The organism is Fibrobacter sp. UWOV1 (assembly GCF_900142495.1).
GTDB lineage: Bacteria > Fibrobacterota > Fibrobacteria > Fibrobacterales > Fibrobacteraceae > Fibrobacter.
The window spans coordinates 158,580-182,459 of the sequence record NZ_FRBA01000007.1 but is presented as its reverse complement, the minus strand read 5'-3'; the positions used below and the strand labels follow the sequence as shown (position 1 = coordinate 182,459).

21 protein-coding genes and 1 pseudogene are annotated in these 23,880 nt (G+C 50.3%); 15 read left to right on the top strand and 7 right to left on the bottom strand.

From position 1 onward, the window contains the following. The first annotated feature begins 59 nt into the window (after positions 1–59). Genes BUC02_RS10930 through BUC02_RS10920 form a run of 3 tightly spaced genes read left to right on the top strand, consistent with a single transcriptional unit; the run spans position 60 to position 2,332 of the window. Complete coding sequence (locus BUC02_RS10930) at positions 60–851, top strand: amino acid ABC transporter substrate-binding protein (RefSeq protein WP_073322495.1); 792 nt, start codon at positions 60–62, stop codon at positions 849–851. An 18-nt stretch (positions 852–869) separates the two neighbouring features. Then, complete coding sequence (locus BUC02_RS10925; RefSeq protein WP_073114339.1) at positions 870–1,529, top strand: amino acid ABC transporter permease; 660 nt, start codon at positions 870–872, stop codon at positions 1,527–1,529. Positions 1,530–1,537: 8 nt separating this feature from the next. Continuing rightward, positions 1,538–2,332, top strand: coding sequence for an amino acid ABC transporter ATP-binding protein (locus BUC02_RS10920; protein ID WP_073322494.1), 795 nt, complete (start codon positions 1,538–1,540; stop codon positions 2,330–2,332). 5 nt (positions 2,333–2,337) lie between these two features. Here the strand turns inward: BUC02_RS10920 and BUC02_RS10915 are convergent, their stop codons facing one another. Then, positions 2,338–2,790 carry a hypothetical protein gene (locus BUC02_RS10915; protein ID WP_073322492.1) on the bottom strand — a complete coding sequence of 151 codons (453 nt, stop codon included), beginning with the start codon at positions 2,788–2,790 and terminating at the stop codon, positions 2,338–2,340. Between the two features lie 94 nt (positions 2,791–2,884). Here BUC02_RS10915 and BUC02_RS10910 point away from each other — a divergent pair, with 94 nt between their 5' ends. From BUC02_RS10910 to BUC02_RS10900, 3 genes are read left to right on the top strand one after another with little or no spacing between them, the layout of a single operon-like run. Then, positions 2,885–3,598: an outer membrane beta-barrel protein gene (locus BUC02_RS10910; protein ID WP_073322491.1), complete on the top strand. Its 714-nt coding sequence runs from the start codon at positions 2,885–2,887 to the stop codon at positions 3,596–3,598. Between the two features lie 38 nt (positions 3,599–3,636). Then, positions 3,637–4,404, top strand: coding sequence for a transporter substrate-binding domain-containing protein (locus BUC02_RS10905; protein ID WP_073322489.1), 768 nt, complete (start codon positions 3,637–3,639; stop codon positions 4,402–4,404). Positions 4,405–4,426: 22 nt separating this feature from the next. Beyond that, positions 4,427–5,212: a transporter substrate-binding domain-containing protein gene (locus tag BUC02_RS10900; protein ID WP_073322522.1), complete on the top strand. Its 786-nt coding sequence runs from the start codon at positions 4,427–4,429 to the stop codon at positions 5,210–5,212. Here BUC02_RS10900 and BUC02_RS10895 read toward each other — a convergent pair whose 3' ends face one another. From BUC02_RS10895 to floA, 3 genes are read right to left on the bottom strand one after another with little or no spacing between them, the layout of a single operon-like run. After that, positions 5,213–6,022 carry a hypothetical protein gene (locus BUC02_RS10895; RefSeq protein ID WP_073322488.1) on the bottom strand — a complete coding sequence of 270 codons (810 nt, stop codon included), beginning with the start codon at positions 6,020–6,022 and terminating at the stop codon, positions 5,213–5,215. A gap of 12 nt (positions 6,023–6,034) precedes the next feature. After that, positions 6,035–6,400, bottom strand: coding sequence for a four helix bundle protein (locus BUC02_RS10890; protein WP_073322520.1), 366 nt, complete (start codon positions 6,398–6,400; stop codon positions 6,035–6,037). Positions 6,401–6,438: 38 nt separating this feature from the next. After that, on the bottom strand, positions 6,439–7,413 hold the full coding sequence (gene floA / locus BUC02_RS10885; protein ID WP_073322486.1) for a flotillin-like protein FloA: 975 nt from the start codon (positions 7,411–7,413) through the stop codon (positions 6,439–6,441). 105 nt (positions 7,414–7,518) lie between these two features. On the opposite strand from floA, the gene BUC02_RS10880 reads away from it, so the two are divergent. Next, positions 7,519–9,717 carry an FISUMP domain-containing protein gene (locus BUC02_RS10880; protein WP_073322484.1) on the top strand — a complete coding sequence of 733 codons (2,199 nt, stop codon included), beginning with the start codon at positions 7,519–7,521 and terminating at the stop codon, positions 9,715–9,717. 5 nt (positions 9,718–9,722) lie between these two features. Here BUC02_RS10880 and BUC02_RS10875 read toward each other — a convergent pair whose 3' ends face one another. After that, positions 9,723–11,276, bottom strand: a complete 1,554-nt coding sequence (locus tag BUC02_RS10875) for an NfeD family protein (RefSeq protein ID WP_073322482.1) — start codon at positions 11,274–11,276, stop codon at positions 9,723–9,725. Between the two features lie 437 nt (positions 11,277–11,713). Here BUC02_RS10875 and BUC02_RS10870 point away from each other — a divergent pair, with 437 nt between their 5' ends. Continuing rightward, a complete protein-coding gene (locus tag BUC02_RS10870) occupies positions 11,714–13,840 on the top strand; it encodes a pectate lyase family protein (protein WP_254794201.1) in 2,127 nt (708 codons plus the stop codon). Positions 13,841–14,018: 178 nt separating this feature from the next. Here BUC02_RS10870 and rhuM read toward each other — a convergent pair. Further along, positions 14,019–14,261, bottom strand: a pseudogene (gene rhuM, locus BUC02_RS16755) (RhuM family protein); the annotation flags it as partial. A 544-nt stretch (positions 14,262–14,805) separates the two neighbouring features. On the opposite strand from rhuM, the gene BUC02_RS10855 reads away from it, so the two are divergent. The 5 genes from BUC02_RS10855 to BUC02_RS10835 all read left to right on the top strand — a co-directional run bounded on the left by BUC02_RS10855 (position 14,806) and on the right by BUC02_RS10835 (position 21,384). Continuing rightward, positions 14,806–15,699, top strand: a complete 894-nt coding sequence (locus BUC02_RS10855) for an Abi family protein (protein ID WP_139261117.1) — start codon at positions 14,806–14,808, stop codon at positions 15,697–15,699. A 298-nt stretch (positions 15,700–15,997) separates the two neighbouring features. Next, positions 15,998–17,563 (top strand): 2-isopropylmalate synthase LeuA2, encoded by a 1,566-nt coding sequence (gene leuA2 / locus BUC02_RS10850; RefSeq protein WP_073322475.1) that lies wholly within the window; start codon positions 15,998–16,000, stop codon positions 17,561–17,563. Between the two features lie 41 nt (positions 17,564–17,604). Then, complete coding sequence (locus BUC02_RS10845) at positions 17,605–19,704, top strand: hypothetical protein (protein WP_175549841.1); 2,100 nt, start codon at positions 17,605–17,607, stop codon at positions 19,702–19,704. Between the two features lie 25 nt (positions 19,705–19,729). After that, on the top strand, positions 19,730–20,089 hold the full coding sequence (locus tag BUC02_RS10840) for a hypothetical protein (RefSeq protein WP_073322472.1): 360 nt from the start codon (positions 19,730–19,732) through the stop codon (positions 20,087–20,089). Next, positions 20,089–21,384 (top strand): pyridoxal phosphate-dependent aminotransferase, encoded by a 1,296-nt coding sequence (locus tag BUC02_RS10835; RefSeq protein WP_073322471.1) that lies wholly within the window; start codon positions 20,089–20,091, stop codon positions 21,382–21,384. The genes BUC02_RS10840 and BUC02_RS10835 overlap by 1 nt, the downstream gene beginning before the upstream one ends. Positions 21,385–21,399: 15 nt before the next feature. Here BUC02_RS10835 and BUC02_RS10830 read toward each other — a convergent pair whose 3' ends face one another. Continuing rightward, a complete protein-coding gene (locus BUC02_RS10830; RefSeq protein ID WP_073322470.1) occupies positions 21,400–22,539 on the bottom strand; it encodes a DegT/DnrJ/EryC1/StrS family aminotransferase in 1,140 nt (379 codons plus the stop codon). A 102-nt stretch (positions 22,540–22,641) separates the two neighbouring features. Here BUC02_RS10830 and rpsT point away from each other — a divergent pair, with 102 nt between their 5' ends. Both rpsT and BUC02_RS10820 read left to right on the top strand, forming a co-directional pair. After that, positions 22,642–22,902 (top strand): 30S ribosomal protein S20, encoded by a 261-nt coding sequence (gene rpsT / locus BUC02_RS10825; protein ID WP_073054952.1) that lies wholly within the window; start codon positions 22,642–22,644, stop codon positions 22,900–22,902. Positions 22,903–23,042: 140 nt separating this feature from the next. Beyond that, the gene (locus BUC02_RS10820) at positions 23,043–23,834 is read left to right on the top strand and encodes a mechanosensitive ion channel family protein (RefSeq protein WP_254794200.1); all 792 of its coding nucleotides are present in this window, start codon (positions 23,043–23,045) and stop codon (positions 23,832–23,834) included. Positions 23,835–23,880: the final 46 nt, after the last annotated feature.

The window sequence follows — 23,880 nt, the reverse complement described above, 5'->3', positions numbered from 1 at the left end:
TCATTGGAATGCGGCCCTTTTTCTATATTTCTCTTGTAAATCAAAAAGAGGACTTCAAAATGAAAAAGCTTTTAGCGATGTTTGCGGCGGTTGCGTGTGCCGCGGTTCTTTCTGCCTGTAACGACCAGAAGACGGAATCCAAGACTCAGGCCGATGAATCCCTGAACAAGGTGAAGGCGGCGGGCGAGTTCGTGCTCGGTCTCGATGATTCCTTCCCGCCGATGGGTTTCCGCGACAAGGACAACAACATCGTGGGTTTCGATATCGACCTCGCCACCGAAGTTTGTGCGCGCCTGGGCGTGAAACTCAAGACGCAGCCGATTTCCTGGGACGCGAAGGAACAGGAACTGAACACCGGCAAGATTGACTGCATCTGGAACGGCATGAGCGTGGACAGCGCCCGCGCGAAGGCCATGAACCTGAGCGACCCGTATCTCAAGAACCGCATGATTTTCACGGTGAAGGACAAGGCTCTTGCAAATCTTGCGGCACTTGCCGGCAAGAAGATTGCTGTGCAGAACGGCTCTACCGCCCAGAAGCTTTTGGATGCCTCCGAAGCGGGCAAGGCCGCCAAGGAAATCGTCCCGTTTGATGACAACCAGACGGCGCTCATGGATTTGGACAAGGGCGGTGTCGACGCCGTGTTCCTGGACGAAATCGTGGCCAAGTACTGGATTGTGACGAACGCGAAGGACTACACGGTGCTCGAAGAAGGCCTCTCCGACGAAGTCTATGCCGTGGGTTTCCGCAAGAAGGACCAGGCCCTGCGCGATGCCGTGAATTCCACCTTGGCTGCTATGAAGGCCGACGGCAAGTTCGACGAAATCTCTGCCAAGTGGTTCGGCAAGTAACGGCCGGCGCGCGGTTCCATGTCTGACCTGAGCAATTTACTCCCGATTCTCTGGGGCGGCTTCTGCACGACGCTCGCCATTTTCGGGCTCACGCTCCTGTTCTCGATTCCGCTGGGTCTACTCATTGCGGTCCTCAAGATGAGCAAGTGGCGCGTGGTGCGTTACCCGGTGTCGTTCTACATCTCGGTGATGCGCGGCACTCCCTTGCTGCTCCAGATTGTGGCGATTTACTTTGGCTCCTACTACCTGAGCGAATATGCGGGCGTGGATTTTTCGTTTGACCGCTTCCCGGCGGTGATTGTGGCGTTTTCGATAAACTATGCGGCTTACTTTGCCGAGATTTTCCGCGGCGGCATCCAGTCGATACCCAAGGGGCAGTACGAGGCGGCCTACATGTTGGGCATGACCCGCACGCAGACGTTCTTCCGTATTATCCTCCCGCAGGTGGTCAAGCGCGTGGTTCCCGCGAGCGCGAACGAAGTCATCACGCTGGTGAAGGACACTTCCCTTGCGCAAGTGATTGCGGTGACGGAACTTTTTGCGCTGGCCAAGAAACAGCAGGCCGCCTACGCGAGCATTTATCCGCTGTTCGTGGCGGGCGTATTCTACTATGTGGCGAATCTTTTGCTGAGCGTGCTTTTTGCCTACGTGGAACGCAAACTCAATTACTATAAGTGAGGCGTGGAATGGAAAACGTGAATGAATCTGCGCCGATCCTCAAGGTAGAACATGTCAAGAAGTCCTTTGGCGACTTGCATGTGCTCAAGGATATCTCGTTTGACTTGAAGGCGGGCGAGGTGCTCTCGATTATCGGGCCCAGCGGTTCCGGCAAGAGTACGCTTTTGCGTTGCCTAACCCAGCTCGAAACGGTTGACGGCGGCCTGGTGCAGGTCGACGGCAAGGACATGGTAGTGCCTGGCGTTTCGGCGAAGGGCCCGGCAGTCAAGTATGCTCCGGCTAAAACGCTTCGTGAAATTCGCCTTTCTACGGGACTCGTGTTCCAGAACTTCAACTTGTTCCCGCACCTGACGGTGCTGCAGAACCTTTGCCTCGCTCCGGTGCGTGTGCTGGGAGACGAACGCAAAGATGCCCGTGCGAAGGGTCAATTCTTGCTCAAACGCATGGGCCTTGAGGGCAAGGAAAAGGCTTACCCCTGCGAGCTCAGCGGTGGCCAGCAGCAGCGCGTGTCCATTGCCCGCGCCCTCGCGATGAACCCGAAGATTCTTTTCTTTGACGAGCCGACCTCAGCGCTGGACCCGGAACTCACCGGCGAGGTGCTCAAGATTATCAAGAAGCTTGCCGAAGACAAGATGACCATGGTCATCGTGACTCACGAGATGGCTTTTGCCCGCGACGTGGCCGACAAAGTCATCTTCATGGATGGTGGTGTCATCGTGGAGCAGGGTACTCCCGACCACGTGTTCCGCAAATCGGGCAACGAGCGCCTGGCACAGTTCTTGTCCAGGTTCTCAAAAGCTTGATGCCTTTAGTGGTCGCTGACGTTTATGGTTCTGCCGTCTGAGCAGTAGTACGACGAGATTGAGCCCTCGGTTTCGAGAGCTTTCATGTCGCAGGTCTCGGCAATCTCGCTGATTTTCTGGCGTACCTCGTTCCAGGCTTCTATGGTGGCGTCTTCGCGCTTGCCCAGATTGTCTTGCAGGTCCTTTGCAATCAGGGCCTGCTGCACAATCTGCTTTTCGCAGTCGGTATAGCCTTCGTTCGTGAATTTCTCGGTGTCGAATACCGGGTCGCAGTCGTCGGAATAGTCATAGGGGTCCTCGCCGCCGTAGGCGCAGGCGATTGTCTGTATGGCAATGGAAGAAAGGAGCAGTTGTGCCCAGTACTTGCGGATAAACCTGAACGGATTCCCGCTTCTTGCGCCGTTCCCCCAGAATATGGAACACGCGAATACGCTGATTTTCCTGAGTAGCTTTCTCATGATATTTTCCTCGATCCCTATGGGAAAAATACAATAAATACAGAAAAAAGATGAGCTCGACTGAAAATAGTTTATATTTAAAGCAGGAGAAGATATGAAAAAGGTCCGAATTTGCATTTTGGCGCTGCTGTTTGCATCAATCGCCTTCGCAGAAGGTGCTGCTCAAGACAAATCGCATTATTTTGGCGGGCGCCTTGCCTTCGGGTTTGACTATGTGTGGGACAATGCTCCGGTAAAGGGCACGTTCGGCTCGGCAAAAGACGGTGTCGGGGAGGCTGCGTTGGGTAATTTTGGGGGAATGGGAATTGCAATCGGCGCTTCGTACATGTATCGGCTGAACGGCTTTGTCGGGTTTGTAGGCGAGGCTGAATTTAGTATGGCCTGGTTCAGGCTGGATGAAGATGTTTATGGCATCCCGCCCGAAGACCCCTATGGTGACCAGATGAATTTCGGGTTGTATGTGTATAGATTTGCATTTCCGGTTTTGGTTCGGGTCGTACCGATATCAAAGTTCTATCTTGAGGCTGGCGCCCAGTTTAACCTGAATGTTGATGGTGATATCGCTTCAATCGAAGATGATGGTGATGAATCCTTTGACTTCGACGTGGAGCCGTTCGGCTGGTCTCTTGTTGTCGGTGGTGGATTTAATATCGGCTGGGATTGTTTCCTTGGAATGCGCTTTGTCATGGACATGACCCGCATCGAAAAGGAGGGAATTGTCGAAATGACAAAGGGGGCCGCTTATCGAGAAGCGTCCCCCATGAAACTATGGAGCCTGCAATTTAGCGCAACAGCCTATTTTTTGTAGAAAAAAATCTTATTTTTATGACGAAGAAGGATTGAAAAGTGAAAAAGATTTTTGCGTTTATTGCTCTTGTTGCCCTTGCTCTGGCTTCCGTTGGCTGTGAAAGTGGAGATGATTCCTACAAGAAGGTGATGGCGAAGGGCGAATTGGTCATTGGCCTCGATGCATATTATCCGCCTATGGGCTTTTACGACCAGGATGGTGACATCGTTGGCTTTGATATTGATCTTGCCATAGAAGTTTGCGCCCGCCTAGGTATCAAACTCAAGACAGTTCCGATTAATTGGGAAAACAAGGAACATGAACTGAATTCGGGAGCGATCGATTGTATTTGGAATGGTATGAGTGTCGATAGCGCCCGAGCTTCTTCGATGAGTTTGAGCGATCCGTACTTAAAAAATGGCATGTACTTTGTGGTGAAGGATTCTTCGCTTGCGAATATGGATTCGCTAATGGGTAAGAGAATTGCCTTGCAGAAGGGGTCCACTTCGCAAGATCATCTTGTCACGTCGAAGATAGGGATGTCAGCCAAGGAAATCATCGCGTTTGAAGACAACCTCAAGGCGCTTGCGGCTTTGGACAGCGGCGACGTAGACGTTGTGTACGTGGATGAGGTCATCGCAAAGTATCTGATCTATAAATACAAGAAAGAATACTTTTTTTGGGTAGACCCTCATATAAAAGAAAAACTTGCTGTCGGTTTCCGCAAGAATGACCAGGCGCTCCGCAATGCCGTAAATGACATTTTGAATACGATGAAAATTGATGGTCGTTTTGTGAAAATTTCGATGAAGTGGTTTGGCAAATAAGCATCTAAAAAAGGAAAACGTCATGAATAAGTTTTTCTCGGTTGTTTCTGCGATTGCCTGCATTGTTGCTCTTTCTGGGTGCAATGAAAAAAAATTATCCCTGAATTCGGATTATTCCTACAATAGAGTAAAGGCTTCTGGAATCCTGGTGATGGGCCATATGGGGGATTATCCGCCCATGGTCTTTACCGATAAGGACAGCAATGTTGTGGGTTTTGATGTTGACCTAGCGCGTGAGGTTTGCTCTCGTCTGGGACTGAGACTTAAACTGCACTTGATTCCTTGGGCTGACAAGGAAAAAGAATTGAATACGGGAAATATTGACTGCGTGTGGAATGGCATGAGCGTCGACGAATCTCGAGCTTCGGCCATGAACTTGAGCGATCCTTACCTCACCAACAGACTGGTTTTCATGGTGAAGAATGAGGCCTACAATAGCTTGGATTCTTTGAAGGGTAAAAAGATTGGTGTCCAGTATGCTTCGACTGCTTGGTCGATGATCGAACAGTCTGAAATTAAAAAGGATGTCAAGGAAATCGTGCAGTTTGAAACTATGAACCTTGCGCTGGATGCTATGGTGCAAGATTCTGTCGATGCAGTGTTTATGGATGAAGTCGCAGCCAAGTATTGGAATGTCTTGAACAATAAAAATTATGCCATTTTGGAAGATGGCGTGTACAATGAATTTTATGCAGTCGGGTTCCGCAAGGCTGACAAGGCTCTCCGCGATACAATAAATGCCGTCCTTGCTTCGATGAAGAAAGACGGCAAATTCGTTGATGTTACGGTCAAGTGGTTCGGTAAGTAGTTACCGGTACTGAGCGCTCCAGCGGCGCTTGAAGCGGGGCTCGTCCAGGACTTTAGCCCAGATGAATCCCTTGCGCACGTCGGTAAGGTTTTTAGTCGAAACAAGGGGTGCGCGGCGCGGAGCCTGTTCGGTTCCGCTGACGACGTCATTTCCCATGAATGCGGCGGCAGATTCACGTGCAGACCTGGCGCGGTCTTCCAGGGCGTTCAATTCACGTTGGCGATCCAATTCGCGCTGTCGGGCGCTATCTTCTTCGTCGGTTTCACGATCGTCGGCCTTTTTAAGGGATTCTTTTCTTTCTTGCTCGGCGATTTTTTCGTGACTGAGCAGGTTGTCCAGTTCTTCCAGATCGTGCACTAAAACGTCGCAGTCGCCTTCGCCCATGTCGTGGCCTACGATGCGGTGGGCCTGTAGGTCCATCAGCATCTCGGCGGCGGTGTTTTCGTCAACGTCGAATTCTTCCATCAAGAATTCCAGATTGACTTCATCGACTTCAATCACGACCTCGGCTATGTCGCGGAGCGTCAACTGCTCTGGGTGCTTGCGCTGCACGGGGGGAGTGGGGGGCTCGATGTTGCCTTGCGTCGCCTCACGCTGGGCATTTTCGAACTGACGGATCAAATCCTGTAACGAGCGCGGAGGGTGGTACCCTTGCGCCTGTTCTTCGGATTCGTCCAATTCATCGTCATCGTTTGGGTATTGCGGCGGCACTTGTTGTTCGCGTTGCTGTTGCTCCCTTCGGTTGGCCGCGACCTTCTTAATGACGATATCGAGAACCCATATCCCTATGAGAATGAGTAGTCCTTCCATAATAGTTGTCAGTTATGAGTTGTCAGTTGTGAGTTTGTTTTTGAAAGAGTGCATCATTTTTCTGATTTCAGTGATATTTTTGCTTAGTGATTTCCAAGTTTTTTCATTTATATATTTCAGGTCTTTTGCTAATATGAGTTGATACTCAACTTCAGATGATGAGCCTATAGCCATTTGGATAAAATGTGCAAAATCTTTATTTGTTTGTCTCCCGCAACCTTCTGCAATATTTGTTGGAATTGATGATGCTGATCTTCTTATTTGCGAAGTCAGGGCGAATAGTTCGTTTTTGGGGAAGTCATTCTCTGTAATTTTGTAAATAGACAAAACCAATGAATGACTTTTTTTCCAAATTTCAAGAGACTGAAAATCTTGCACGATTACCCCAAGACTCAAAACTCATTACTCAAAACTCATTACTTGGCGGCTTCGCCGCCAGCTCCGATTTCTTTACGCATTTGCGTGTCGGCTTCGATATTCTTGAGGTTGTAATAGTCCATCACGCCGAGCTTGCCGTCGCGAAGGGCAGATGCCATGGCCATCGGGATCTGGGCTTCGGCTTCCACAAGTTTTGCCTTCATTTCCATGACCTTGGCCTTCATTTCCTGTTCGGCGGCGTATGCCATGGCGCGGCGTTCTTCGGCCTTGGCCTGTGCAATCTTCTTGTCGGCCTCGGCTCGGTCGGTTTCGAGGATGGCGCCAATGTTTTGGCCCACATCCACGTCGGCGATGTCAATCGAAAGAATTTCGAAGGCGGTACCGGCATCAAGGCCAGAGGCCAACACCTTCTTGGAAATCATGTTCGGATTTTCGAGCACGTCCTTGTGGCTCTTTGCGGAACCGATGGAACTCACGATGCCTTCGCCCACGCGGGCGACCACGGTGTCTTCGCCAGCGCCACCCACCAACTTCTGGATGCTGGCGCGCACGGTAATGCGGGTCACGGCATGCAACTGAATACCGTCGAGAGCCACGGCGGAAACCTTCGGCGTTTCAATCACCTTCGGGTTCACGGACATCTGCACGGCTTCGAGCACGTTACGGCCGGCAAGGTCGATAGCGGCGGCTTCTTTAAAGTCGAGCTTGATGTTTGCCTTGTTGGCGGCAATCAAGGCCTGAATCACGCGGAGCACGTTACCGCGGCTGAGGTAGTGGGCTTCGAGCAGGTTCGTGTCGACCGGGAGCCCCGCCTTGCAGCTGAGAATTCGGGCTTCCACGATCACCTGCGGCGGCACCTTACGCAGGCGCATACCGATAAGCTGGAAAATGCTCACGTTTGCCTTGGAGAACAAGGCCTGCAGCCACAGGCTGAAGAACTTGCCAATAAAGGCGAGCAAAACGATGACGGCAATCGCCGCGATGATGATTCCAACGATAAGAAGAGTATCCATTGTTTATCTCCATTTTTTTGTTTTCTTTTCGTAATATACATAATTTGAGTAAAGAAAAGATTTATCTTTGATATAAGAATATTTGGACAAGGGAGGAACCTGGTCATGTATAGACTTTTTTTCAGAATAGTTGCGTTTTGTGCTTTCATGGCTTTTGCCTGTTTATGCCTGAACGCCTGTCTCGAAGACGGAGGCTCAAGCAGCGTTGCAGCGAATGATGCTCCACAGAAGGAGAACGACTCGGATAAGGACAAAGATGGTTCAAAAGATCCGTCTGATTCGTCTATGTTCGCTGAAGTAAAATGTCCCGAGGTAACCTCCAAGTCGCAGTTCCTGAACCCTGATATTGACTATGGTGAAATGACCGATGAACGCGACGGCCAAGTTTACAAGACTGTGCAGATCGGCAATCAAACTTGGATGGCGGAAAACTTGAATTATGCTGCTGATCGTTCCATGTGCCCAGATAGCCTAGAAAGTAACTGCAAAATTTATGGAAGGTGGTATACAATGTCAGGTTCGTGTCCAGATGGTTGGCATCTCCCTAGTGTTGCTGAGTGGAATGTACTCCTCAGATCAGTTGGTAAAGATGACAAAGTTGATGCTGCGATGCTGAAATCAAGGTTCGGTTGGGCAGATGGAAAACAAGGGGTGGATGCTTTTGGTTTCTCGGCGATGCCGATGAGTAAACGGAATTGTTCCCAGGTCTTCTTTTTGACTTCTGATTACTATGATAACGAAAATACGGGTGAACGGAGTTGCATAGCGTTTAATTATCGAGCTGGAGCTTATTATTACAATAACGAAACCTCTGTTATGGGTTGGTTTATGGGCTATTTCAATGAAGTTACTAGGGGTGTTCCCGTGCGATGCCTGAAGGACGGGAGTGGTCCTTACGAGAAATCTTTGCTGAATACCGAAAATCTCGCTTTATGGGATAAAGCAGACAAGAAAGATTTTTTCAATCCGAAAGTCGAGTATGGAGAAATGACCGATGAACGTGACGGTCAGGTTTACAAGACCGTGAAGATCGGTAATCAAACATGGATGGCGGAGAACCTGAACTATATCTATGCGGTAGATTCGCTTCTTAAGGAAGAAGGTTTATGTCCCATCTATTACGGCAACGATTATGTTTTTCCTGACGGCTTTAAAACTTGTGATTTGTATGGGCGCTTGTACCCGTTTGGCGCCGCGATGGATTCAGCTGGAGTCTTTAGTGATGACGGTTTGGACTGTAATGGGTTAGTGTGTAAGCCAAACGAACAGGTCCGTGGAATTTGTCCTGAAGGTTGGCGCTTGCCGGGTGACAGTGATTGGGATACCTTGCTTGATGCCGTAGGGGGTGCAGATGTTGCTGGCAAAAAATTAAAATCGCTAACGGGGTGGTTTTACGACGGCAATGGTTCCGATGAGTATGGTTTTTCTGCGAGGCCTTCTCCCGATTTGAGCGGCAGTAACAATCATACTCATGTTGGTTTTTGGAGCGTCGGCTCTCATCTAAACGGAAGGTATTTTAGTTTCTATAGCGATGCCGTTTATCAGGGCGCCGCAGATAAGTTGTACATTCGTTGCATAAAGGGGTACACTCATATTGATGATCCGAGCAGGTATATTCCGGGAATCTTGCCTTCCGAGGTGGAGGAAGGGTCGATGACGGATGCTCGTGATGGGCAAGTTTACAAGACCTTAAAAATTGGCGACAAGACCTGGATGGCGGAAAACTTGAATTACGACTACCAGGTGGAAGATTCCGTATCGATATATGGTTCTGTTTGCCTCACCGATAGCTTGGGAAACTGCGATTCTTCTTATGGCCGCTATTACACGTGGCCTGCGGCGATGGATTCGGCGGGAATCTTTAGTGACGGAGGCAAGGGATGCGGCTTTAGTGAATTATGCAACCCGAAGGGGACTATTCGTGGAGTCTGTCCGGAAGGTTGGCATTTGCCGGATACGACCGAATGGAACGCATTGTTCTCGGAACTGAACTGTGTTGAGGATGGTCAAAATAATTGTGGGCCTTTATTGAAATCTTCCCGGGATTGGGTGTCCCGCGGAGGTGGATTTGATTATTATGGTTTTACGGTTTTGCCTTCGAATATTGCAGATTGGCGTCAAGATTATACCAAGGAATGGTTCTTTGAATCGGTTCGAACTGCCCGCAATAACGCCCAAATTTGGCTGTCAAATGAATCGGAGAAAGACGCGGCGATGGTTGCTGAATTCACTATTTACAAATTTGTCCGTTTTTCGAAAACCCGGAAAAAATACGGGGCGTCAGTCCGCTGCGTGAAGGATTGACGAAACTAGCCTTCCATTTCAGCTTTAGCAACCGTCACCCAGATGTGGCCTTCTTGTACGGCGGTCACCTTGATGCGGGTGCTGGCTTCGATGATTTCGCCGTGGGTCTGCACGTCAAAAAGTTTTCCGTTAATAAGGGCCTGGCCGACCGGACGTAAGAATGTCTTTGCGATACCTTCGTCGCCGACAGAAACTTCTTGCACGGCTTCGGTAGGCGAGGCTGCGGTTTCAAGGTCGGTCTTGAGCATAGGAGTCCAGCCTTCGGGGAGTAGCGGAATCAGGTACTTGCTTGCGGCAATGGGGAACACGAGCGCTATCGCCGCGCAGGTTAGCATGTAAAGTAATCCGAACAGCCAGGGGGTGGCGTCAAAGGATTCTTCGACAGCTTCGGGAACGTAATCGGGAATGTCGGCGGGGGAGTACGACAGCGCAAGTGCCAAGATCATGCACGCGATGCCGCCTACGCCGAACAGGAACGTTCCGGGCATCACGAAGATTTCAACCAGGAACAGCGCTACGCCCGCGACGAGCAGGATGGCCGGGATGTAGCCGTCGAGCTGCGGTGCGAACTGCCCGAGGAACACGATGCCGATGAGGATGATGCCGATGATGCCGAACAGGCCGAATCCCGGCGTCTTGAATTCGATGTAGAGCGCGCCGAAACCGAGAATCAAAAGGATTCCCGCGATAGCCGCGATGGCCGAGGCGATATCTTCGCCCAAGGTGGTCTCGACTTCGCTACGGCTTTCGATGGCGAGTGCGGTCTCGAATTCGTCGCGGCTCTTGAAGGTGCCCTGCGAAAATCCGAGTTCCTGCGCTTCCTTGTCGGTCATGGTCAGGAGTTCGCCTTCCTTCACCAAGATCTTGGGTGCGCCCCAGAAGGCCTTGGCGGCGCTGTCCAAAACGGAGTACTTCTCGCCCTCGATAATGAGCATGGTGTCGCGTTCGGTCTTTTTGCCCTTGTCGAGTTTTGCGGTGAGTTCAAGGACTTCAAGTTCCGGCGTCACGAAAGAAGAACTTAGCAGCTCCGGGTAGCCGTTGCGCTGGGCAAGGTTCCTGAATTTGGCGCGCAAGGGCGACTGGATTTTTTCGCCGACGATTTGCGGAGTGCCGTCGCCGCCCTGCACGATGGGGGCGCAGTCGCCGATCGTGGTGGCTTCGAGCATGTAGAGTTTTTGGCAGGCGAGCGCGATAAGGCTACCTGCACTAATAGCCTTCTTTTTCACGAGCGCGATGGTGGTCGGGCCCTTGACGGCCATGATGGTATCGACAATGTCAAAGGCGGCATCGAGACGGCCACCGAAGGTGTTGATTTCAAAGACGATGTAGTCCGGATTTTCCTGGAGAGCGTTGTCGATGGCGCGTGCGCAAAATTCAAACATGGACGGTTCTACGTCGCCTTCGAGCTTGATCCAAACCGCATGCTTTTTAGTTTCTTGGGTGATGACCGAGTCGGTTGCCGTCTTTGTAGAATCGACCGGAGTGATTGATGTGGTGTCGGCAAAACAGAATGCTGCAAGCACCGTAAGGATTGAAAAAATACGCTCAAACAACTTCATACCTTCAATATATGAAGATTTTGGCCTAAAAAGTGCAAAATTTCGCGAAAAACTCTTTAAAATGAGTGAGGGGGAGGTTTCCCCCTGGTTCGCACTACGTTGCTCTCCACTCCCTCGCCTAGGGGCTTCGCCCTAAAACCCCAATTGTCACACGGATTGGGAATCACTAACGTGATTCCTGTTATGATAACCCAAAAGAGATAAAAATGCCGTTAGGCATTTCGAATCAGTGTGACAGTCAAGTTTTCTTTTTCAGATCGAAAAAGTCTGTAGATCGCTTGTATTGTCAAAAAATTAAGGACTTTTATATTTTTGAGAACATTCTAAATTGTAAAATCTTTAAAAATATCAAATAAATATTGAATTTTGTATTGCTTTTGTTGGGCTTTGAGTGTATATTTTGAGAAGAAATTTGAGAACATTTCCAAAAGGGATGGATGAATATGGTTTCGACAGGTTCCAAAATGGTTTCTAGAGTGGCGCTCGGTGTGGCGCTTCTCGGATTTGCCGGGGCTTATGCCCAGGTGTCGATCAACAAGGCCGAAGGCTGGCTTGAATCTGCTTTTGCCGAATGGGCTTCCGATGGTTCGGACAGCTACAATGTCTATTATACGGGCGCCGGCGCAAGCAACGTCAAGGTGGACGGTCAGCTCATTCGCAAGTACGGTTCCAAGTACCGCGTCGATGTGGTCGGGCTCAAGGCTGGTAGCTACACGCTCAAGGTGGCTTCGGTCAAGGGCGGCAAGGAAGGCGCTTCGACAACTTCGAAGTCGCTTACGGTCAAGGCTCATGATCGTGCGGGTTTCGCGTTCAGCAACAATCACGTTCCCGGCGCCTACAAGGCCGACGGTACGCTCAAGAGTGGAGCTGTTGTTCTCTACATTACGGAATCGACCAAGAATACGGTCAAGCTCGATGTAGTGACTAGCAGCAAGGGTGCTGTAACGGAATGCGTCGGCTGGCAGAATATCTTGACTGCTTACAAGAAAGGCTACGACACGCGTCCGCTGGATTTCCGCCTGATTGGTAACGTGACTGACCCCGAAGTAACCGACAAAGGCGATATCTTGGTTGACATGGGCAAAAAAGAAGGTATGTCCATGACGATTGAAGGAATCGGTAACGACGCCACGGCGAACGGCTGGGGCATCCGTGTCAAGAACGCTTTCGATGTCGAAATCCGTAACCTCGGTATCATGAACGTGAATTCCGACGAAGGCGACAACATCGGCTTGCAGCAGGACAACCAGTACGTTTGGGTGCACAACTGCGACTTTTTCTACGGTCATGCGGGTAGCGACAAGGACCAAGTCAAGGGCGACGGTGCCTTGGATTGCAAAAAATCAACCTACGTGACCTTCAGCTACAACCATTTCTGGGATAACGGCAAGTCCAATTTGCTCGGACTTTCCGAAGGCACGACCGACGGTCTCTACATTACTTATCACCACAACTGGTACGACCATTCCGACAGTCGCCATCCGCGCGTGCGCTTCTACAGCGCCCATGTGTACAATAACTACTACGATGGCGTGGCCAAATACGGCGCCGGTTCTACGAAGGGCTCTTCCGTGTTTATGGAAGCGAACTACTTCCGTAATTGCAAGTACCCGATGATGACATCTATGCAGGGAAGCGACGTGTATGCTGGCGGCACCACTCGCGATACCAAGAACAATCCGACATTCAGCAGCGAAGATGGCGGCTCTATCAAGGCTTATAACAACCACATGGAAGGTTCTTACACGTTCATTCCGTATGGTGCAAGCAAGTATGTGCTCAAGGGCTCTGAAACGGCTGCTGGCTCCATCGATACCAAGGCCGACTTTGACGCTTACGTGGTTTCTAGCCGCAACGACAAGGTTCCGAATACGGTCAAGTCTTATGCCGGTGCGAATACCTACAACAACTTCGATACCGACAATTCCGTGATGTACAGCTACACGGCGGATTCTCCGGCGCAGGCCATGGCGAATGTGCGTGCCTATGCAGGCCGCGTGCAGGGAGGTGATTTCAAGTGGACCTTTGACAACTCGGTGGATGATGCCGCCTACGAAGTGAACCAGAAGTTGAAAGATGCTCTGATGGCTTACAAGGGGAGCAACGGCGAAGTCATGGAATATGCAAGCTCCAGTTCTGTGGCGCCGGTATCCAGCAGTTCCGTGGAATCGAGCTCGTCGGAGCAGTCTTCCAGCTCTGAGGCGAAGTCTTCAAGTTCCGAAGCCAAGTCCTCTAGCTCCGAAGAGGTTTCGTCTAGTTCCGAGGCAAAGTCCTCCAGCTCTCAGGAAGAAGTGGAAAGTTCTTCGAGCGAACAATCCCAGGCGATTGCCATTAAGATGCAGGTTGCTTCTCCGATGCGCTACATTGCTAGCGAAAGCCGTCTTGAAATCAATGCGGATGTGCGCCGCCTGAACATTTTCGATGTGAATGGTCACATCGTAAAGATGTCGACCGAGGCGGTGTCGCAGTCCAGTGTGGATTTGTCCAGCCTTAAGCCTGGTGTTTACCTGGTGCGTCTAGTGGCGGGCGGCAAGGTCTACCAGCAGAAAATTGTGAAACGGTAGAGTGTCATCCTGAGCGGAGCCCATAAGGGCGAAGTCTCTTTGATCACTTAGCGCTTTAGCGCTTATGTGAGCATGATCCCCCTTGTGGGGAGAAGGATCTAAGAGTCGCATAGTTCTTGCCGCATTTTCTGAGGTGTTCGGGACGGCGAGAACTTTGTGTGGAGAGGCGCGCGGATACGTATGTGTCCGTGCGCTTTTGTATGACTCGATAACCGACAGAAATGATTACGTCAAGGTTATAGAACTTTAGTAATCTTGTTACATTTCGGCTTCCTTCATGGGCAACTTGTAAATATTCCTTACAAGTTGAGCCTTTGTCTAATTCGCCTTCTTTATATATGTTTTTGATGTGAATTGTGATGTTCTGGGGGACTTTGCCGAACAATTCCGCCATCTGTGCTTGCGTGAGCCAGACCGTCTCAAAAATTTGAAGATGTTGCTAAAAGAATGAACATAAAATCCATTTGGACTAAGCATCCGTCACGAGGTGGTTGGCACAAACCGGTAATTGGCGGAAAGAAATCTAATCAAATTTTCGTAGAATTTCTTGAAGAAAATTGGATGAAGTAATTTCTTGGAAAATTTGGGCGGACTTTTAGCCCGCCCTTTTGCGTTAGGGGGCGTCGCACCTTTGTGGCGAGACGCGTAGCGGCTCGATGAGCCGAGTGTGCTCGGCGAGCAGCACCCGACCCGGCGAGTCGGGGAACGCCCACAAAATGAACCTTGCCTTTGTAAAAAATTGAGCTTTTTGCAAACAATAGATTGCAAAATGAACGGCAAACAGCTTTATTGCTTCTAAGGCTTCTTTCAAGAATGTAGTTTTGGGAGAAAATAGGGACAACAAAGCAGCAGAGGCTCTTGACAAATGTTTTATGTTTGGCTAGATTTATTGGCAACAGTTCCCACCTCGCCTCTTAACAATGCGTACCACGGTGGGACTTCGTTTTTTATGCCGTGGAGTAAGTATGGAATACTCTAAACGGCCCATCGACATTCCTGAACAAATATCAATTTTGACTAGCCGGGGATTAGTTATTGATAGCGAATCCTTTGCACGACTGCAGTTTTCAAATATCAGCTATTTTCGATTGGCGTCTTATTGGAAACCTTTTGAAGTTGACTCAGACACGCATGATTTGGAAAAGGGAACCTCGTTAAATGACGTGCTATCCTTATACGTCTTTGATCGCGAACTGCGCGGTATCATTTTCGCGGCTATTCAAGATGTTGAAATTGCTCTCCGCACTAGGATTATTCACTACTTTTCAATGAAGCATGGTGCGTTCTGGTTTATGGACGCGTCCCTATTCTCAGATGCAGAAATATTTAACAAGTGCTTCTCAAGTCTTCAAAATGAAGTAGGACGTTCTAAAGAAGATTTTTTATTGGAACACTTTAAAAAATATGACAGTCCGTCAATGCCTCCTGTATGGAAAACCTTGGAAGTGGCTTCTTTCGGAACATTGTCCAAATTATTTTGCAACATGATGGATGTTTCCGTGAAAAAGTCCGTTGCTAAAAGTTTTGGTTTGCCTCAATATAAATATTTGGAAAGTTGGATCCGCAGTATTACTGTTTTACGCAATTGTTGTGCGCATCATGCGCGTATATGGAATAGACGTTTTCCACTCATGCCTCAACTACCAAGGCGTTTGTCTCTTGCTTGGATTGATGCTGAAATGGCCAAGCCCATGAAACTTTATGCGCAGCTTTCAACGATTCTGTATCTTGAGCAGAGCATTGTTTCGAATTCATCTATCAAAGAACAATTGCAAGTATTACTTTCAAAGCAACCTCTATCAAAATTGAAGGCAATGGGTTTTCCTGAAAATTGGAGTAAACAGGGGCTTTGGAGCTAAGTTTCTTGAAAAAAAACAAGGGGACAGGGCTCTTGCCAAAAATCCCTACTTTTATTACCTTTCTGCATATGAACATGATTCTGGATCTACGACTTATTAACCTACTAGGACGTGCTCTCGGAGCGAACGCCGGTTTTTAAGCATAGGTTCAAGACGATTTTAGAGTTTTAACCCAAGGATTTAAACCATAAGGCCCGCTCCAATGAGGATGCGGGTTCTTTTTTTAAGTCAAATTTCTATTTTTTGGACGTAAAAACGAACTTGAGCCTTGTTGGACAGGCAAGGAGATAAGGAAAAAATGAGCGAAAATACGAATGCAAGACAACCCTTCTTTTATGACGTAACACTGCGCGACGGCAACCAGGCGCTTCCGAAGCCCTGGAACAATGCGCAAAAGAAGGATGTTTATCTTCAGTTGCTCAAACTCGGCGTGCAGGGCGCCGAAGTCGGTTTCCCGGCTTCGAGCGAGATGGATTTCGAATCGTGTAAGGAACTTGCCCAGCTGACTGCCAAGATGGCCGAAGAAGGCGACGAAGTCGCAAAGCGCATCGTGGTGTCGGGCCTGGCCCGCTGCGTGGAAAGCGATATCCAGCGCTGCTGGGAAGCGGTGCAGTACGCTCCGCATCCGCGTATTCATACGTTCCTGGCTACAAGCCCGCTCTCGATGGAACATGTGCTGCACATGACGCCGGAACAGGTGAAGGAAAAGGCGGTGCATTGCGTGAAGTTTGCAAAATCGCTCGTGGGTAGCAAGGGCGACGTGGAATTCAGCGCCGAACATTTTGGCGACTGCCTCGAAAATATGGATTTCGTGATTGACGTGCTGAAGGCCGTGGTCGAAGCGGGTGCGACGACCATCAACCTGCCGAACACGGTGGAACGCTACCGCCCGTTCCTGTACGTGAATCAAATCAAGCAGGTGTACGAAGCCCTGCCGAAGGATATTACGATTTCGGTGCACTGCCACAACGACTTGGGTATGGCAACGGCTGCGACCGTCGAAAGTTTCTTCGTGGGTGCGACCCAGCTGGAAGTCGCGCTGAACGGCCTGGGTGAACGTTGCGGTAACACGAACTTCTACGAAGTCGCGGTCGCGCTGCACAACTCCGGCGTACAGACCGGCCTGCACATGGAACGCATCTATGAAACGGCCATCCTGATTTCCCAGTGGTCGGGTATCAGTATTTACAGCCGCGCCCCGCTGATCGGTGCCGAAGCGATTGTGCACCGTAGCGGCATCCACCAGGATGGCGCCTCCAAGACGAAGGACATGAAGAAGGGCGCCTACCGCCCGATCGACTACTCCATCATCGGTCGTCACCAGAACGATTCGCTCAGCTTTACAAGCCAGAGTGGCCGTACCGCCGTGTACGAAATCATCACGAAGTTCGGCTACAAGATGTCGCTCGCCGAAGCCGCCGAACTGCAGCCGATTCTGAAGGCTTGCAGCGAAAAAGAAGGCGAACTGTCTGCCGAACGCGTGCTGGATGTGTTCCGCGAACATTTCGTGAATGTGAACGGCCGTCTGGTGTTCAACAACATCGAGGTCATTCCCGACGAGAACCGCTTTATCTTCCACTTCAAGAAGGATGGCGAATCTTTGGTGAAGTCCGTGACGGCCGAGGGCCCGATCGAGGCGGCCCTCATGCTCATGCGTGAAATCGGCATGCCGGTGGAACTCGTCAAATACCGTCAGCTCGTGGTGCCTGAAAAGGACAAAATGTGGGCGGGCCGAGGCCTCAGTCGCATTGTGCTGAAGGCGAACAACGTCGAAGTCGAAGGCCGCGGTGTGTCTAGCGATACGCTCAAGGCAAACATGCGCGCCCTCTTCGGCGGCGTGAACCTGCTGTATAAAAAGCTGTAGCAGTCTTTAAAAACTCTAGGGCAATGAAAGAAGGAGGATTTGTGCTACGAGTAATACTATCTATTATGGCGGTAGCCGTGGGGGTCTTTGCTGCAGAGTGGACTGATTTTGCCGCTCAACCGGCAGAAGTTTCTTTAGGCGGGAAATCTTATTACGAGATTTCTTCGGCTAAGGAACTGGCCTGGTTCTCGAAACAGGTCGCTTCGGGCAAAACCGCAATTAATGCTGTCCTGAAAAACGATATCGTCCTTTGGGATTCGGTGTCGGGCGATACCAATTATTGGAATCCTATCGGTCCGTCTGATTCTCTTGCGTTCGAAGGTATCTTCGATGGCGCGGGCAAGACGATTTTTGGGGCGCATTCCGAGTATTCGCAAGAAAATGTGGACTCCGTCTTTAACGGGTTCTTCAGGTTTGTCGGCGAAAACGGCGTCGTCAAAAATTTCACGCTAGAAAAGAGTGTCCTTCAGGTGGAACACCTTGGCTCTGATACGGTCTACTCTTTTGATGAAATCGCGAATATGCCGCTTTTCTATCCTTTTGTCGGGAACGTGGTTGGGGAAAACCGAGGCCTTGTCGATAGTGTCCGTGTGATTGATTGTGAGGCCGTAGCGAAAGGAACCTATTCTACGGAAATTGTGAAGTCCGCTACTACGGCAGCCTCGATAATGGTGAATGCTTATACGATGTATTTATATGTGGGCGGAGTTGTTGGACACAATCGTGGTTCGGTGACTCATGCTTACGTGAAAGATTTGATTGTGCCCCCTCATGGTTCGATGATTTCGTTGTTCATGGGGGGCGTCGTGGGTGCAAACGAAGGAACCGTTTCGGAATCTCGTGTTGAAGGCGACCTGAAGGATGATTCTCCTTTGGTGCTGGGAGGCATTTGTGGCTTTAACAAGGGAACGCTTGACCATGTCAAGATGGTCGGCGATATGGAGACTGTTACTGGACTTGTTGCGGGCATTGTCGGCGAAAATCGTGGTCTTGTAGAGTGGGCGGAATATACGGGCTCTCTGGGACGTGCCGGTGACGGTGGCGTGGCGATTGGCGGCATTGCAGCCTATAATTTGGGAAAGATTTCTAAATCCTACTATGGTTCTATCGATGACTCCAAAGCGCTTCGGTTGTCTGCAAATCTTACGAATCCTGCTGGTATTGAAATTAGCCCCGCAGCCTATGCGGGTGGCATCGTGGCGAGACAGTCTGATAAAGGTGTTGTAGAGGATTGCGGTGTTCGCGCTTCATGGATTATTCTTAGATCCAATGTTTCTAACAATGTTGGCGTATATACGGGTGGCCTTGTCGGAGCCGATTCGGGTAGCGTCTATAATTCGTACGCAGTGTTTTATAAAATCTCGGATGTTGGGAACAAGGCTCCGCTTTACAATGTAATCCTAGGTGGAGAGCATGTAGGCAATCATTATGATTCCGTGATGCTGGAAAAAGCTTTTCCAGGCGATACGACTGGGCTTGAAGAGTCCCTGATGGAGTCTCCGCAATTTGCGTGGATGTTGAATACGAAGTACCAGACGGTATCTAACCGAAATATTTGGTGCCACAACGGGCGTTTCCCGGTGCTTGCCCTTGATGGTCGCAAACCTACATACGGCATTGTGCGCTATGTGAATGATATTGTGCTCGATACGGTCTATACCGATTGCAAGGGTCTTGCGGTTTGGGGCGATAGCATTTCTGACCCCAATACGGGAAAGAAGATTGGTAACTGGCTCCTCAAAAATGGTGACAAGACCCAGAATGTTGGACCGCAGTACGTGTTCTCTCGTGATACGAGCATATACACATTTGTAGAAAATGCCGACTGGCTCTTGAAAGAAAAAAGTTCCAGTTCCTCGCTGGTAGAAAGTTCGTCAAGTTCTGCGGAACCGGGGTCTTCGTCGGGAACGATTTCGGTTCAGGTGCCTTTGGCAAGTGCGTCGTTGAAATATTCAGTGGAAAGAGGTCGAATCTATCTTAGTGGTTTGACTTTTGCAGAACCGGTTGCTCTGTTTGATGTGCAGGGTAATTTGGTAAAGCGAGAAATTTCCACGGGAAGAGATTTGTCTATTGCGCTTGACCACCGAGGAATGTATATTTTGAAGTACATGGGAACAAGTTACAGGGTCTTTGTTCCTTAAACGAACAAATGCCTAGAGGTGACCGATGCTTGAACAACTGAAACGTCCTTTTAAGAAACGCTACGACAAGGTTCGCGAAAAAGCGAGCCAGTATGTCGGGCCTGTGAAGGAATCGGTGTCCAAGCTGATGGCCATGCTCCCGAAAATGGAAGCCTTTGCCGGTTTAGAAGACCAGGCTGAAGCTCCGGCCGAAGGCGCTGTCGTTGAAGGTGCCGAGGGAACCGCAAAACCCGGCCTGAAGGCGAAGTTCAAGGAATTCAAGGCCTCGCTCAAGGGGCTCTCTGATTTTCAGAAGCTGATTCTCCTCACGATTGCGGTGGTGCTCCCTGCGGGCATTTTTATTGCCGTGGTGCTCGCCGGTATTTTGCATAGACATAGAAAATAATGCTTTCTTCACGTTTGCCTAAAGATCTTTCGCCATCGCCGTTCTTTGCCGAATTGGAGCGTGCGAAGGCGAGTGCGAAAAAGGATGCTGCCGAGGGCGGGCTCCCATTTATCGACATGACGGTTTCTTCGCCTGTGAAGGCGGGTTTGCCGGTGGAGCTGGATGTCGCTGTCGATGAAGGCCGCGAGTCTTTTGGTTGCTGGAATCCGGATGCGGCGGGGTGGAAGTCGGCCCGCGAAGCGGTGGTGGAGTATTACCGCGAACGCGGGGGCAATTTTACGGCTGGTCAAATTATCCTTATGGCGAGCACCAGCGAAGCATATTCTGTTTTGTTCAAGACATTCTGCGACCCGGGCGACGTGATTTTGACGCCGATGCCCGGCTACCCGCTGCTCGATACGCTTGCGCAACTCGAACACTTGGAATGTGCGCCGTACTTTTTAAAATTGCAACGGGAGAAGAAAAAAGGTGACAGGAAAAAAGAAATATCCTTCCGCTTTGTTTTAGATTCTGACAGTTTGTTAGCTGCTCCGGAGAAAGCGAAAATCCTGCTGCTGGTCAGCCCGCATAATCCGACCGGGCATTGCGTCTCCCGCGAGGAATGGAATGCGGCGGTCCGTTTCTGCGAAGAAAACGACATGATTCTCGTGGTGGACGAAGTCTTCGGCGATTATGCGCTTACGGATAAAGTAAAGCGTACCTGGCAATACGTCATTGCGACCCCCGAAGGGGGGAAGCAATCCATTGAGGAAAAATCAAATAATCTATGGGATGCGGGCGGTAACGACTTCATCAACCTCCCGGAAGACGGACCCAAGTGCCCCATCTTCTGGCTGAACGGCTTAAGCAAGGCCGTAGGTTCCCCGCAGCTCAAGCTCGGCTGGATGGCTTTTTACGCGCCCCGCGAACGCTTTGAAGAAATCCGCGCAGCCCTCGAATTTGTAGAAGATGCCTACCTGAGTGTGTCCGCCCCGGCGCAGGCTCTCGGCTCCGCGCTCCTCAAGCAGTCCGCCGCTTACGAATCGCGCGTCAAGGAACGTCTCCTGCAAAATTGGCAGACGCTCCGCGAAGCCTTCCCCTCCAAGTACTGCCCCGAGGTTCTCGGCGGCTGGTATGCGGTGGTTCGCCTGGGTGAAAACGACGAGGAACTCACGCTCCGTCTGCTCGGCGAAAAACATGTGCTGGTGCAGCCAGGGTTCTTCTTCGATTTCGACGAAGACGGCTGGGTGGTCATCAGTTTGCTGCAAGAGCCCGCGATTTTCAAAGAAGCGGTGCAGCGAATGAAGGCGCTGTAATAGCAGATTTTAAAGCTACAGGTGAGCCTTTAGCTTTTCAATAATTTCATCTACATTGGTGAAGGCGCACACGGGCAAGCTGATGGCGTGCTCCGAGGCCCATTTTGCTCCGGTCGTCCGGTTTGCGGACCATTCTTCTGTCGTTATCATTCCGCATAAGGTGACGGGAATATTAAAGCAAGGTTGCTCTTGCAGCGGGGCGGGGTAGTGGATGCAGTAAGGAATTTCTGCGGCCTTCAATTTCTCAATAAAGCTTTCGCGGTTCTCGGCCAAAACCGTATACTGGGCGTAGGTGCACTTGCATCCGGTTTCGATTTTTTGAGGAACAATCTTCTCGCTTGCAGCCGCGGTGCTGTTGTATTCGGTAAAGTAGGCGTCGTACTTGGCCGCGTTTTGGCGCCTGACCGCAAGTTCTTCGTCCAGGTGCCTAAGCTTGACTCTAAGGACCGCCGCTTGCAGTGCGTCAAGTCGGCTGTTCATGCCGATGATTTCGTGCCGGTAACGCCCGGCGCTCCCGTGGTTTGCGATTATGCGGATTTTTTGGGCGAATTCTTCGTTTTCGGTAAATAGGGCGCCGCCGTCACCGTAACAGCCCAAGGGCTTACTCGGGTAAAAACTGGTGATGGCAATATCTCCGAATGTGCATGCCATTTGGTTGGAGCGGGCACCGAATGCCTGGGCAGAGTCCTCGATAATCCAGAGCTTGTGTTCGGTGGCGATTTCGCGCAGATCCTTGAACGGGGCGCACTGGCCGAATAGGTTCACCGCAATAATTCCCTTGGTATGCGGCCCAATCAGTTCTTTTACGCTTTCGGGGGCAATTTGCAGCGTTTCCTGGTCAATGTCGGCAAATTGGGGGGTCCCGCCGAGAAGGGCGACGCATTCTGCAGGGGCGATAAAGGTAAAATCGGGGACGATCACCTCGTCGCCAGGGCGTAAATCCATGGCCATCAGGGCGATCGTGAGGGCGTCCGTGCCGCTTGCGCAGGTTATCGTGTGGATTTTTCCGCCCAGATACTCCGAAAGTTCCTTTTCGAGAGCCTGTACCTGGGGGCCTCCTATGTAACAACCGCTGTCCAACACCTCTCGTTCGGCTTTTTCGAGTTCAAAACGATATTTTTCGCGTTGTGCAGTTAAATTTACAAAGGAAATCATGCGCCCAAAGATATAAATTTTTGCCCACCCCTTGAAAAATTTCCAATATTTACTAACTTTGAACCAACATTTTTAAGTAGGTTTTCACCCGGAGATAATAAGGTGCCTCAACACAAATCTTGCAAAAAGCGTCTGCTTCAGGCCGAAAAGGCCAATGCCATGAACCGTTCTACCCGTTCCGCTATCCGCACCGCCCTCAAGGCTGTCCGTAGCGCAACTTCTAAGGAAGAAGCCCTCAAGGCCATGCCGGCTCTGTTCAGCATGCTCGACAAGGCTGCTGCCAAGGGTCGTGCCGGTTTCTGCGCTAACCGCGTCGCTAACTACAAGGCCAAGGCCGCTAAGGTCATTAACGGTCTCGCCTAATTAATCGTTAAGTCGATTTAGTGCGAATTTGAATAAGCCGATACACTATGTGTGTCGGCTGTTCGTGTATATTCAATTTTCTATATTTGTCTATAATGATAGATTCGATTAGGCTTTTTCTAGAAACTCGTTTTGGCGGAGTGTTCGATCATTCCGTGATTCAGCGCCTGTTTATTGCGTTGCTGCTCCTGGTGGCGGCCCGTCTTCTTTTGATTTTCTTGAAGCATGTCATAAACCATGCAGAAAACCGGGGGCTCGATTCTTCGGCAAAACCGCTGGTCTATTCGTTATTCTCATACTGCATCTACATTGTTACTTTGTTGTTAGTGCTGCACGTGCTAGGCGTGAATACCGCAGGCATTGTTGCTCTTGTAGGTGCGGCGAGCTTGGCGGTGGGTCTCGCCTTGAAAGATGCCCTGGCAAACATAGCCTCGGGTCTGTTGCTGCTGTTTTTGCGCCCGTTTAAAGCCGGCGATTACATCGAATGCGGTAATATCAAGGGCAACATCGTGGGAATCGGCCTTTTTAATACCACGCTCCGTACTTTGGACGGTCTCTATGTATCTTCGCCGAATACCTCCTTGTGGGGGCAGCCGATCGTGAACTTTAGCAAGAATCCGCTCCGCAGGCTCGAAATTACGGTGGGAATCGACTATGGAGATTCTCCGGAAAAGGCGCTCGATATCATGCGCGACGTGGTGGCGGGCGAGCCCCTGTTTATGCGCAAGCCTGAACCCCAGTTCTTTGTTTCGGGCCTCGAAGACAGCGCCGTGAACGTGACTTTCAGGGCCTGGACCCGAACCCAGGACTACTTCAACTTGCGCTGGAAATATACTGCTGAAATCAAGAAACGCTTTGTTGAAGAAAAAATTACAATTCCGTTTCCGCAGCGCGTCGTCCATTTCGTGGATCGCCCCCAAGGTCCTGTTTGACCGATATTCCTGATTAGAATGCTAAAAAAGCATATTTTGTGGTCTA